The sequence below is a fragment of the Simplicispira sp. genome (assembly GCF_028687295.1).
Classification (GTDB): domain Bacteria; phylum Pseudomonadota; class Gammaproteobacteria; order Burkholderiales; family Burkholderiaceae_C; genus Simplicispira; species Simplicispira metamorpha.
This window is the reverse complement of record NZ_JAQUAL010000094.1, coordinates 1-12,446: the sequence shown is the minus strand read 5'-3', so window position 1 is coordinate 12,446 and position 12,446 is coordinate 1. Positions and strand designations below refer to the sequence as shown.

10 protein-coding genes and 1 pseudogene are annotated in these 12,446 nt (G+C 67.1%); 4 read left to right on the top strand and 7 right to left on the bottom strand.

Annotation, left to right across the window (positions count from 1 at the left end; genetic code table 11):
* The 7 genes from PHX69_RS11070 to PHX69_RS11040 form a co-directional block, all read right to left on the bottom strand.
* A partial coding sequence (locus PHX69_RS11070; RefSeq protein WP_288043744.1) for a methyl-accepting chemotaxis protein occupies nt 1-1,013 on the bottom strand: 1,013 nt, incomplete at its 3' end.
* Nucleotides 1,014-1,065: 52 nt separating this feature from the next.
* A complete protein-coding gene (locus tag PHX69_RS11065) occupies nt 1,066-2,724 on the bottom strand; it encodes a FadD3 family acyl-CoA ligase (protein ID WP_288043742.1) in 1,659 nt (552 codons plus the stop codon).
* Nucleotides 2,725-2,729: 5 nt separating this feature from the next.
* Nucleotides 2,730-3,776 carry a ferredoxin--NADP reductase gene (locus PHX69_RS11060; protein WP_288043740.1) on the bottom strand — a complete coding sequence of 349 codons (1,047 nt, stop codon included), beginning with the start codon at nt 3,774-3,776 and terminating at the stop codon, nt 2,730-2,732.
* Nucleotides 3,777-3,915: 139 nt separating this feature from the next.
* Complete coding sequence (locus PHX69_RS11055) at nt 3,916-4,677, bottom strand: SDR family oxidoreductase (protein WP_119014494.1); 762 nt, start codon at nt 4,675-4,677, stop codon at nt 3,916-3,918.
* 8 nt (nt 4,678-4,685) lie between these two features.
* Nucleotides 4,686-6,365: an FAD-binding protein gene (locus PHX69_RS11050; RefSeq protein WP_288043739.1), complete on the bottom strand. Its 1,680-nt coding sequence runs from the start codon at nt 6,363-6,365 to the stop codon at nt 4,686-4,688.
* The gene (locus tag PHX69_RS11045) at nt 6,362-8,146 is read right to left on the bottom strand and encodes an FAD-binding protein (RefSeq protein ID WP_288043738.1); all 1,785 of its coding nucleotides are present in this window, start codon (nt 8,144-8,146) and stop codon (nt 6,362-6,364) included. Before PHX69_RS11045 ends, PHX69_RS11050 begins: the two co-directional genes overlap by 4 nt.
* Nucleotides 8,147-8,159: 13 nt before the next feature.
* Nucleotides 8,160-9,356, bottom strand: a complete 1,197-nt coding sequence (locus PHX69_RS11040; protein WP_119014489.1) for an acyl-CoA dehydrogenase family protein — start codon at nt 9,354-9,356, stop codon at nt 8,160-8,162.
* Between the two features lie 238 nt (nt 9,357-9,594).
* On the opposite strand from PHX69_RS11040, the gene PHX69_RS11035 reads away from it, so the two are divergent.
* The 4 genes and pseudogenes from PHX69_RS11035 to PHX69_RS11020 all read left to right on the top strand — a co-directional run.
* Nucleotides 9,595-10,584, top strand: coding sequence for a flavin reductase (locus PHX69_RS11035; RefSeq protein WP_288043735.1), 990 nt, complete (start codon nt 9,595-9,597; stop codon nt 10,582-10,584).
* A gap of 80 nt (nt 10,585-10,664) precedes the next feature.
* Nucleotides 10,665-11,504, top strand: coding sequence for an alpha/beta fold hydrolase (locus tag PHX69_RS11030; RefSeq protein ID WP_288043734.1), 840 nt, complete (start codon nt 10,665-10,667; stop codon nt 11,502-11,504).
* Between the two features lie 2 nt (nt 11,505-11,506).
* The gene (locus PHX69_RS11025; protein ID WP_288043733.1) at nt 11,507-12,298 is read left to right on the top strand and encodes a fumarylacetoacetate hydrolase family protein; all 792 of its coding nucleotides are present in this window, start codon (nt 11,507-11,509) and stop codon (nt 12,296-12,298) included.
* A gap of 12 nt (nt 12,299-12,310) precedes the next feature.
* Nucleotides 12,311-12,446, top strand: a pseudogene (locus tag PHX69_RS11020) (acetaldehyde dehydrogenase (acetylating)); the annotation flags it as partial.

The following is a 12,446-nucleotide window of genomic DNA, read 5'->3' as shown; positions in this document are numbered from 1 at the left end:
GCCGCCGAGGCGCGCACCACGCCCGCCAGCTCGCCCACCGAGATGGCGGTGGACTGCAAATCGCTGGCGGCCTGTTCGGTGCGGGTCGACAAATCCTGGTTGCCCTGGGCGATTTCCCGGCTGGCCAGCGTGATGCCCCCGGCAGAGTCGTGGATGCTGGCCACCAAGGTGCGCAACTGCTGCTGCATGCGCCCCAGTGCGGTCAGCAAATCGCTGGTTTCATCGGTGCCCGTGGCCACGATGTCGCCAGTCAGGTCGCCCTGGGCAATGCGCTGGGCGTGGTCGATGGCCTGCGCCAGGGGCCGCGTCACGCTGCGCAAAATCAGGATGCCAGCGACCACGCTGATGGCAATGGCTGCGCCCGCCGCGCCCAGCAGCCACTGGCGTGCCAGCGCAAACTCGGCCTGGATGGCCTGGCCCTGCGCTGCGGCGCCCTGCGCTTCATGCTGGGCCTGCGCCCTCAGTTGGTCCAGCCACTCGTGTTGCAAGGGGGTGGGGTTGCGCTGGCGAAAAATATTGCCCAGGTTGCTGTTGCCCGAGCGCAGGGCATCGCGCACGTAATCGGCGCTGTCGAGCCCGCGTGTGGCCACTTTCTCCAGCGCAGCCAGCATGGCGTCTTGTTCCGGATCGGGCGCGGCCTCGGACAAGGTTTTGAACTGGGCGCGGGCGTTGCGGTAGCGCTCCAGCCCCTTGGCGAGCAGGTCGGCCTGCTCTTTGGCGTCCACCTCGTCCACCACCAGCGTCACGCCCAACATCGCCACCGTCACCTCGTTGACCGCATTCATCATGGTCTGTATCACGGCGATGCGGCTGTGGTTGACCTCTTGCATGCGGGTGGTGTGGGCGTCGATGCGCTGCATGCGGTGCAAGGCCACCGCCGTGATCACCAGCAGCAGCCCCAGCACCAGGCCAAACGCCACCGACAGGCGCGTGGACAAGCGCCAGGAAGGCCACCAGCGCGCTGCTTTCAAGGCCACAGGGGTAAGCACCCTGGAGGAAGTGGAGGCCGTCATGTGAATTCCTTTGTGCCGTAGAGAAAGCCTGTGGCGCCGGTGGCGGCCCGGTTCAGCCCAGCTGCAGCCGGGCCACGGCCATCTGCGCCAGTTCGCGCTTGAGCACCTTGTTCGAGGCGTTGAGCGGAAAATCCTCGCACCACAGCACATGGCGCGGCACTTTGTAGTTCGCCATGTTGGCGCGCGCCCAGGCCAGCAATTCCTGGCTGCTGATTTCAACGCCCGCGCGCAGCACCACGCAGGCGCAGCCCACTTCGCCCATGCGCTCGTCGGGCACACCCACCACGGCCACCTGCGCAATGGCGGGGTGCGCGGCCAGCAGGCGCTCGATTTCCGCTGGGTAGCAGTTGAAGCCGCCGACGATGAACATGTCCTTGAGCCGGTCGGTGATGCGCAGGTAGCCGCGCTCGTCCAGCACGCCCACGTCGCCGGTGTGCAGCCAGCCGTCGGCGTCGATGGCTTCGCGGGTGGCCGCTTCGTCATCGAAGTAGCCCTGCATGACGTGGTAGCCGCGCAGCAGCACCTCGCCCGCTTCGCCCGCAGGCACGGGGCGGCCCTGGTCGTCCACGCAGCGCACTTCGGTGCCGGGCAGCGCGCGGCCACAGGTGCCGGCCACGGTTTCGGCGCTGTCGCCGGGGTCGCACACGGTGGCGCAGCCGCCGCATTCGGTCAGGCCATAGGCGGTGGTGACGTTGGCAATGCCCAGCTCCTCGCGCATGCGGGTGATGAGCACCGGCGGCACGGTGGCCGCACCAGTGACGGCCACGCGCAGCGAAGAAATATCGAAATCGTGCAGGCCCGGGTGCGCCAGCATGGTCAAAAACAGCGTGGGCGGGCCCGGCATGAAGCTGATGCGGTCGTGCGCGATGCGGGCCAGCACCTTGTCGGCGTCGAACACCTGCTCGGGGTACACCGTAGCGCCCTGGATGAACGCCGCCACCCAACCCGCCTTGTAGCCAAAGGAATGGAAAAACGGGTTGACGATGAGGTAGCGGTCGCCCGGCTGCAGCCCGACCACGCGGCCCCAGGTGCTGAAGGCGCGGATGGTGGGCCCGTGCGCCGACATCACGCCCTTGGGCCGCCCGGTGGTGCCCGAGGTGAACATCAGATCGGCGGTGCTATTGGCCGTCAGCGCCTGCTCGCGCGCGGCCACCTGCGCTGCGGGCACGCCCGCGCCCGCCTCCAGAAACTGGTTCCAGTCCCTATCGCCCGGTGCGCCCGCCGCAGGCTGGAAACCGCCGCGCAGCACCACGATGTGCTCTAGCGTGGCCGGACGCTGGCCGCTGAGCATGGCCGGGTAGTACTGGCCCAGAAAGTCGCCAATGCAAAACAGCACCTTGGCGCCGCTGCGCTCCAGGATGTCGGCGGCCTCGGCGCCCTTCATGCGGGTGTTCAGCGGCACCACCACGGCACCGGCGGCGTGGCTGCCGCAGGCCGCCAGAATCCACTCGTGCAGGTTGGGCGCCCAGATGGCCACGCGGTCGCCCGCCTGCACGTTCAGCGCCATCAGCGCGCGCGCCACGGCCTGGCTGCGCGCCAGCAGGTCGGCGTAGCTGATCGCCACCGCGCCATCGACGATGGCAGCGCGCTCCGGGTAACGGGTGGCCGCCTGGCGCAGCAAGGCGGGCAGCGTCTCGGGCAAGTCGGGCGCCAGCGACCAGGCAGAAGACGGGGGCACGGCGCTGGTGGGCGCGTCGGAAATCAGGCTCATAAGGTTCACTCCGGAAATTGGATGCGCAGCCGCGCGCTGGTGGGCACGGCCTGGCAGGCCAGCGTCCAGGCTTTGGCCAGGTCTTTTTTGTCCAGCACGTCGTTGTGGCGCAGGTGGACGCTGCCCTCAACCACCTGGCACATGCACGAAGCGCACATGCCCGCCTGGCACGAGTACGGCGCGTTCAGGCCGGCCTTGAGCGCAGCGTCGAGCAGCGTCTCCGTGCCACCGCAGTGCAGGGTATGGGTTTCGCCGCCCAGCAGCACCTCGACCACGGCCTGCTCCACCGCGTCCGGCAGCGGCGGCGCGGCCTGCGCGGCGGCCTGGGTGGCGGCCTGGGTTTCTTCGTCGGGCAGCGAGGCAAAGCGCTCGACGTGGATGCGCTCGGACGGCATCTCGATGGCCTGCAAGGCCGCCACGGCAGCGTCCATGTACGGCCCGGGGCCGCAGATGAAAGCCTGCGCGCTGCGGTGGTGGCGCGCCAGTTCGGCCAGCTGCGCCACCGAGGGCACGCCCTGCACCGAATCGAGCCAGTGGATCACCGTCAGGCGCGCCGGGTGGGCCTCGGCCAGCGCCTTGAGTTCGCTTTGGAAGATGACGGATTTTTCGTCGCGGTTGGCGTAGAGCAGCGTGGCGCGGCCCTGGGCCTTGGCCAGCACCGTGCGCAGGATGGAGAACACCGGCGTGATGCCGCTGCCACCGGCCAGCAGCAAAAAGTCGCCGTCCAACGAGCGCGGATAGAACACGCCCGAGGGCGCCAGCACTTCCACGGTGTCGCCCGTGCGGATGCGGTCGCACACCCAGTTGGAGCCGCGCCCGTCTCTCACGCGCTTGACGGTGACGCGCAGCGCATCGTCCACGCCCGGCGCGCTGGACATGGAGTAGCAGCGCGGCACATGGCGCCCATCGATGGGCAGGCGCAGCGTCAAAAACTGGCCCGGCTGGTAGGCAAAGGCGCTGGCCAGTGCGGGCGGCACCTCGAACACCAGCGATTTGGTGTCGTGGGTTTCGTCCACCACCGCGCGCACGCGCAGCGCATGGTATCGGCTCATGGTCAACTCCTTGGTAGGGCGGCGTCAAACACTATCAAAACAGTAGCTAATAGCGCTTATCCAGCAAGCGTTAGAGGCCGTTTTGACATAAAAATATGGAGAATGTGATGGGCACAGCGGCAGCGCAGCGCCCGGCCACTCACAGCCCCATGCCCAGGATGGCGCTGTCGGCGCGGATTTCGGCGCCGTTGATGGCCTGCGAGTCGTCCGACGCCAGAAACAGCAGCACCTTGGCAATGTGCTCGGGCATGCAGGCGCGGCCCTTGGGGTTGTTCTTGGCATCGAACAGCAAAAACTGGGGCGGTACGCCCGGCGCCGACGCCTGCATCATGGGCGTGTAGATGCCATCGGGGTGCAGCGAATTGACGCGCACGCGGTGGCCGTTTTTGCGGCAAAACAGTGCGGCAGCGCGGGTCAGCGCGCCCACAGCGGCCTTGCTGGCGCTGTAGCCCGCGTAGTTTTCTACCGGCAGCCACGACGACACCGAGGCCATGTTGACGATGCTGCCGCCGCGCTCTTTCATCGCCTCTACGCCCTGCTGGCAGCCGATGAAGCACGAGTCGGTGTTGACCTGCATGAGCTGGCGAAACTGCGCCAGCGTGGCAGTTTCGATGCTGCCCGGAATCAGGATGCCAGCGTTGTTGATGAGAATGTCCAGCGGCCCGAAGCGCTGCTGCACGGCGGCGATGGCAGCGCTCCAGTCGGCCTCGCTGGTCACGTCGTGGCGCACAAACACCGCGCGCTCGCCGCACTCCTGGGCCAGGGCCTGACCCGCCTCGGCATTGATGTCGCTGATGCCGACGAAGGCGCCCTCCTCCAGCAGCAATTGCACCGTGGCCCGGCCCACACCGCTGGCCCCGCCAGTGACCAGCGCCACCTTGTTTTGTACACGTCCTGCCATATCCATCCTTAATCAGAGAAGTGGGCTGCGGCATGGCCTGCGCGCCGCCCGGAAAAAACACAGTCGGCCAGCGACAGGCCGCTGACGTAGCGCGACGAGGGCAAGCCCATGGCCGTGCGCCCGGCGGCAAACAGGCCGCCAATGCGCTGGCCTGCGGCATCGAGCACCTGGCCGTTGGCCTCGTCCAGCACCAGCCCGCCCAGCGTCAGCGTGGCCAGCGGAAAGGTGGGCGAGCCGATGGAGATGTCGATGGCGTAGTACGGCCCGCGCGCCATGTCCTGGCGCATGTCGGGCGATTTGCCAAAGGCGTCTTCGCGCTCACCACGTGCGGCAGCGCTGGCGGCCTCCAGGCTGGCGCGCAGCTTGGCCGGGTTGGCCTTCAGGCGCATCGCCAGGGCCTCGGGCGTGGCCGCTTTTTTGGCGCCCAGCAGCATCATGGCCAGCGCGGGCAGCGACTGAAACGCCCACAAACCGCCAAACAGGCACTGGCGAATGGCCTGCGCGCGCAGCTTGGCATCGATCACCAACCAGCCGCGCCCGCCCTGGTGATCGACCAGCGCATGGCCCAGCGTGGCGCCATAAACCTGCTCGTTGCAAAAGCGCTCGCCCTGGGTGTTGACGACGATGCCCTTGGGCCACACCGCTGGCGGCGTGATGAAGCGCCAGGCCGAAATGTTCTCCAGCGCCTGGGCCGCCGCACCCACGCTCTGGCCCAGGCGCAGGCCGCTGCCGTCGCAGCCGGCGGCGCCCACCGGCCAGCCACGCTTGGCGTGCGGCGCGTGCGTGGCCATCAGTTCAGGGTGGTAGATAAAGCCGCCCGTGGCCAAGACCACGCCGTGGCGCGCGCGGATGAAGCGCGGCTGCGCCGTGGCCTGCTCGATCAGCGCCGCCTCGCGCCGACAGGCCGCCGCCTTGCCGGGGCGAAACGTGCGCCAGCGCGCCACCTGGCGATGCAGCTCGGCATGGCACAAGGTGCCTGGGGCGCCCGGCGGCAGTTGCCAGACTTCCACGCCCAGCACGGCGCCGGGCTGCCCATCGGGGCCGCGCTGGCGCACCAGTCGGCGCACCGCGGCCTGCGTGACGGGCTGCACGCCCGCCTTCAGCGTGGCCTCTTTCAGCGCCGCATACAGCGCCTTGCCCGATTGGCCTTTGGCCACCGCCCGGTGGCCGCGCGGCGCGGGTGCGCCCAGCGTGCCCCGGCAGGCAGGCACCACTTCGTTGCCGGAGTAGTAGAGAAACTTGCCCTCGGGCGGGTACGAGGTTTTGTGGTCGGGCATGGTGGCGCCAAAGCGCACGCCGTGCGCCTCCAGCCAGGCCAGGTTGGCCACGCTGTCGGCACAAAACTTGTGCAGCGTGGCATCGCTGACCACACCGTTGACCTCGTGGCGCAGGTACTCGGCCATGGCCTCGGGGGTATCGGTAAAACCAGCCTGCTGCTGGTAGGGCGTGCCGCCACCGGCATACACCACGCCACCCGACAGCGCACTGGCACCGCCGCCGTCAAAGCGGTCAATGACGATCACCGAGGCGCCCGTGGCGCGCGCTTCCAGGGCGGCGCAGGCACCTGCGGCACCCCAGCCCACCACCACCACGTCGGCGCTGTCGCTCCAGTCGATGGCGCTGGCGTTGTCCACCTCCAGCGCCGGGGCGATCGGGGTGACGGTGGATGGCTTGGCGCGGCCCGTCATGCCACCTGCCCCACGCGGGGCGCGCCCTGGAGCAACTCGGTGCGCTCCAGCGCCAGCGGCTTGCCCTGGATGGCGGCAATGGCGCGGTAGGCAAAGGTCATGGCCGGGCCCAGCGTCGAGCCCGCACCGGGGTAGGCAGGCCCCATCACCGAGGCCGAGTTGTTGCCTACGCAATACAGGCCCTCAATGACCTTGCCTGCCTCGTCCAGCACCCGGGCGTCGCGGTCGGTCAGCAGACCGCCCTTGGTGCCGATGTCGCCAGGAAACAGCCGGATGGCATAGAACGGCCCTTTCTGGATAGGCGCCAAGTTGGGATTGGGCTTGACGTTGACATCGCCGTAGTAGCGGTCAAACACATTGCCGCCCCGGTCAAATTCGAGGTCTTTGCCGGTGCGGGCAAATTCGGTCATGCGGGCGGCACTGGCCACCAGGCCAGCGGCATCGACGCCGATTTCAGCGGCCAGCTCGGGCAGGGTTTCGCCCTTCCAGTACACCTTGCCCAGCCAGCTCTTGCGCAACCGGCTGTCGGGCACCGCCGTCGCGGGCATCAGCGGGCCCATGGGGTAGTTGGCGCGGAAGGTGGCATCAAAAACAATCCATGCCGGAATGGCGCCGCCCGTTTTTGCGTGGTTGGCGTACATGGCCTGCTGGAACTCGGGGTACGGCCCCGATTCGTTCAAAAAGCGCTCGCCCCGGGCGTTGACCACCATGCAGCCGGGCAGGGAGCGCTCGACAAACAGCGGGCGGAATTTCTCTTCCTTGGGCACGTCCAGCGTGGGCACGCCCCAGGTGTGCGCCATCAGGTGCAGCTTGCCGCCCACGGCGGCGCCCGCACGGATGGTGTCGCCGGTGTTGGCATCGGGCGGCGTGCTCGTCCAGGCCTGGTTGGTGGGCTGGGGCAGGTATTGCTCGCGCATGGCCTGGTTGCGCTCAAAACCGCCCGCGCCCAGGATCACCGCCTTGCGCGCTTGCAGGCGCAGCGCCTGGCCATCTTTGCGCACGACCACGCCAGTGACACGGCCCGCGTCGGTGGTCAACGACTCCATGGGCGTGTCCAGCCACAGGGCAATCTTGCGCTGGCGCAGCGCCGCCAGCAGGCCACCCACCAGCGCCTGGCCGCCGGTCAGGCGGCGGTCGCGGCGGGTTTTGCTGCGCCAGGGGTAATCGAGAAAATAGCGGGCCATGATGCCCATCAGCATCCACTTGGCTTTGCGCTCGCGCGCCAGCATGGAGCGTGCCTGGAAGGCGTTGATGTGCATCCGGCCAAAAATCAACTGGCCCGGGTTGGTCGGGCGCAGCAGCGCCAAGCCCTCCAGACCTAGCCGGGCCGCGTTGAAGTCCAACGGGTCCATGGTGCGCCCACCAGGTAACGCACCCTGAACGTTGGGGTAGTAATCCGAGTAATGCGGCATGCAGCGGTAGGGCACGCCGATCTGCGCCAGATAGCGCGCCATGTGGCGCGCCGTCTCGACGTAGGCCAGCACGCGGTCGTCGCTGGCCAGTCCCTGGGCACAGGCTTTGACGTAGCCAAAAGCCACCTCGATGCTGTCGCGCAGCCCGGCCTTGGGCATGTCGTGGTTGTCAGGAATCCAGATACCGCCGCCTGACAAGGCCGAGGTACCACCAACCAGCGCGGTTTTTTCCACCACGAGGGTTTTGAGCCCTTCATCGCTGGCTCGGATGGCGGCCAGCAGCGCACCAGCGCCCGAGCCGACGACGATCACGTCAAACTGCTGTTCGTCTTTCAAGGGTGGGTGCTGCACGCCGCCTCCTGTGGTCATGGGTGGTTACCGCTCAAACGAAAGCGTCGGCGTTGGGCAGGCCCAGCATCACGGCGCCATGGCTGCGTGCATAGGTATCGCTGTTGTTGGCGATGTGGCCGCGCGCCACGTGCAGGTCGCGGAAAGTGCGCTCGATGGGGTTGGTCTTGAACACGCCACCGGCTGCGCAGGCGCGCATGATCTCGTTGACCACCTCGGCGCAGCGCTTGGGCACCTGCGATGCCTGGGCACGTTGCATCAGGCGCTCTTCCACGTCCATCACCGTGCCGTTCTTGGCGCAATCGACGATGCGCTGGAAGTTGCGATACAGCACCAGCTTGGCTTGGTCGGTCATCATCATGGCCTCGCTCACGGCCAGCTGGGAGTTGACGTCTTCTGCCGTCTTGGCACCGTGCTTGCCGACAAAGCTGGCGCAGCGTTGGCGAAAGCTGTTGATGGCGGCATCGGTCGCGCCCAAGCAGGCCGACGACACCGCGCGCTGGAACACCTGCGTGAACGGAATGCGGTAGAGCCAACCAGGGTTGACGGCACGGCCAGGGCAGCCAGCGTCGCTGTGGTCGTTGGTACGGTGGGTGCGGTGCGCGGGCACAAAGGCGTCGGTCACTTCGATGTCATGGCTGCCGGTGGCGCGCAGGCCCAGCACGTCAAAGTTTTCGATGATCTTGAAGTCTTTCTTGGGCAGCAAGAAGGTGCAGTGCTCCAACACGCCCGAGCCGTCTTTCTTGGGCAGCAGGCCGCCCAGCAAAATCCACTCGCAGTGCTGCGAGCCACTGCTCCAGCTCCAGCGGCCGCTGAAGCGGTAGCCGCCTTCCACCGGCTCGGCCTTGCCGGTGGGCATGTAGGTCGAAGCGGTCAGCGTGGTGGGGTCTTGGCCCCAGACGTCGATTTGCGCCTGCTCCGGGAACAGCGGAATTTGCCAGTTGTGGACACCAATCACGCCATAAATCCAGGCGGTGGCCATGCAGCCTTCGGCCAGCGCCATTTGCACGGTGTAGAAAACACGCGGATCCATTTCGTAGCCGCCCCAGCGCTTGGGCTGCAGCACCTTGAAAAAGCCCGCCTCCTGCATCTCCGCGACAGTCTCGCGCGGCACCATCAAAGCATCTTCCGCTGCACGGGCGCGCTCGGCCAAACGCGGCGCCATGGCGCGGGCGCGTTCGATCAACTCAATGGCTTCGGGCGTCAAATAATCGTCTCTTACTGTCATCATGGTGCTTGTCTCCGAAAGGCTTTGCTCTACGCGGCAGAGGGGGTGAACGCACAAGGAAAATCCCTTGCGATGGGCAGATATTCCCACCCGCATCGGCAGGGCTCATCGTCCAATCAGACTAAAACGCCGCCCGCCAGCGCATCGCCTGATGTGCAGCAAAGAACGCCCTAGTCCATGTGAAGGATTCGATGCAAGGCAGCGCCCGGCAAGCTTGGGTTCCAGGACTCAGGAGACTTGTATGAATGCACTTGCACCGCCCTTCGACCCCAAGGAATTTCGCCGCGCACTGGGCATGTTTGCCACGGGTGTGACCATCGTGACCACCACAGCGGCCGATGGCACGCCCATCGGCATCACGGCCAACAGCTTCAACTCGGTGTCGCTGGAGCCGCCGATGGTGCTGTGGAGCCTGGCCAACAACGCGCGCAGCCTGCCTGCCTTCAGCGACAGCACGCACTGGAACGTACACATCCTGTCGAACGAGCAAGAGGCGCTGTCCAACCGCTTTGCCCGCGCGGGCGAGGACAAATTCAACGGCCTGGCGCTGGACACGCAACCCAGCGGCGCGCCCCTGCTCACCGGCTGCAGCGCGCGCTTTCAGTGCAAGAGCGCGTTCAAGTACGAGGGCGGCGACCACACCATTTTTGTCGGCGAGGTGGTGCAGTACGACAGCAGCGCCCTGCCCCCGCTGCTGTACGTGACCGGCGGCTATGCGCTGGCCTCGCGCAAGGCGGCGCCCGTCTCGACCGAGCCGCAGGCGCAACTGGAGGGCGCGGTGTATTCCGAGAACCTGCTGGGCTACCTGTTCGGGCGCGCGCATTTTCAGTTTTTGCATGGCATCCGGGGCACGTTGCAACAGCGCCAGTTGTCGGACACCGACTTTTTCGTGCTCTCGCTGCTGAGCGTGTGCCAGCCGCTGCAAGTGCCCGAGATCGCCGCCCACATTGCCTACACCGGCGTGGACCTGGGCACGGGCGCGCTGCAGTCGCTGGTGCAGCGCGGCCTGCTGGTGCAGGAAGCGGACGGCCTGCGCCTGAGCCCGAGCGGCTCGGACGCCATCCTGCATGTGCTGGCGGCGGCCAAATCGGTCGAGGCCGATCTGGTGGATCGCATGGGCGAGATGGAATCGGCTGCACTGCGCAACCTGCTCAAGCAGGCCATTTTGGCCACCGACCCCGGCCTGCCCAAGTTGTGGCAGGCCACAGCACCAGCGCAGCCAGCGGCCTGAGCGGGCGGCAGCGCCTGTGCGCCCGCACCCGCCGCAAAGCCCCCCCTTTTTCTCTTTTCTTTTTGCTTGACCCACACCCCATGCAGACAACCCCCTCCATCCCCGAAGGCCACTACCTCGACATTGGCGAGGTCGCCGGCCTGCCCCAGCGCGTGCACTACCACGAGCAGGGCGAAGGCGAAGCCGTCATCTTCCTGCACGGCGCGGGCGGCGGCGCCAGCGGCTACAGCAACTTCAAGGGCAACTACCCCGTGTTTGCCGAGGCGGGCTACCGCACCCTGGTGCCCGATTTGCTGGGCTACGGCCTCTCCAGCAAGCCCGACCTGCCGCAGTACGACCTGGACTTGTTCATAGCTGGCATCAAGGGGCTGGTGGACGGCCTGGGCCTTCAACGCGTCACGCTGCTGGGCAACTCGCTGGGCGGCGCGGTGGCGCTGGGCTACGCACTGGCCTACCCCGAGGACGTGGCGCGCCTGATCCTGATGGCGCCCGGCGGCGTGGAAGACCTGGACACCTACCTGGCCATGCCCGGCATTGCCAACATGTTCGCCATCTACCAATCGGGCAAGACCGGCGCCGAGGCCATGCGCGCCGTGATGACCATGCAGCTGTTCGACCCCTCGCTGCTGACCGACGAAATCATCAACGAGCGCGCGCCCATTGCCGCCACGCAGACGCAGGCCGCCCGCTCCATCCTGAAGGTGCCCAACATGACCGAGCGCCTGCACGAGCTGCGCTGCCCGGTGTTTGGCTTCTGGGGCGTGAACGACCAGTTCAACCCGGCCAGCGGCACCATGAAGCTGATGGAACACTGCCCGCAGGCGCGCATGGTGCTGATCAACCGCTGCGGCCACTGGGTGCAGGTGGAGCACCGCGAGCTGTTCAACCGCAGCTGCATCGACTTCTTGCAGAACGGCTAAAAATGGACGCCGCAACCATTGAATCCCTGGGCGACGCGCTGTTTGACGCCCTGCGCCAACGCCGCACGCTGGCGCCCCTGACCAGCCGCCACGCCGACATCACGGTGGACGACGCCTACCGCATCTCGCTGCGCTTTCTGGCGCGCCGCCAGGCGGCGGGCGAGCGCGTCATCGGCAAGAAAATCGGCGTGACCTCCAAGCCGGTGCAGGACATGCTGGGCGTGTTCCAGCCCGACTTTGGCTTTCTGACCGACGCCATGCAGTACGCTGATGGCGCCACCGTATCGCTGAGCCAGTCGGGCCTGGTCCAGCCGCGCGCCGAGGGCGAGATTGCCTTCATGCTCAAGACCGACCTGCAAGGCCCGGGCGTCACGCGGGACGACGTGCTGGCCGCGACCGCGTGGGTCGCACCCTGCTTCGAGATCGTCGATTCGCGCATTGACGACTGGAAAATCAAAATCCAGGACACCGTGGCCGACAACGCCTCGTGCGGGGTGTTTGTCGTCGGCACGCAGCACACCGACCCGCGCACGCTCGATCTGGCCGCCGCGTCCATGCAGATGTGGAAAAACGGCGCTCCCGCTGGCAGCGGTGTGGGCGCTGCGGTGCAAGGCCACCCGGCTGAAGCCGTGGCCTGGCTGGCCAACACGCTGGGCGCTTTTGGCATTCCGTTCAAGGCCGGTGAGCTGATCCTGTCGGGTTCGCTGGCGCCCCTGGTGCCCGCCGTGGCTGGCGACCGATTCACCATGCAGATCGAGGGCCTGGGCGGCTGCTCGATCGCTTTCTCCGCATAAGAAATCTCCTGTATGACCACCCAAAAAATCAAATGCGCCCTGATAGGCCCGGGCAACATCGGCACCGACCTGCTGGCCAAGCTGCAGCGCAGCCCCGTGCTCGAGCCCGTCTGGATGGTCGGCATCGACCCCGAATCCGACGGCCTGA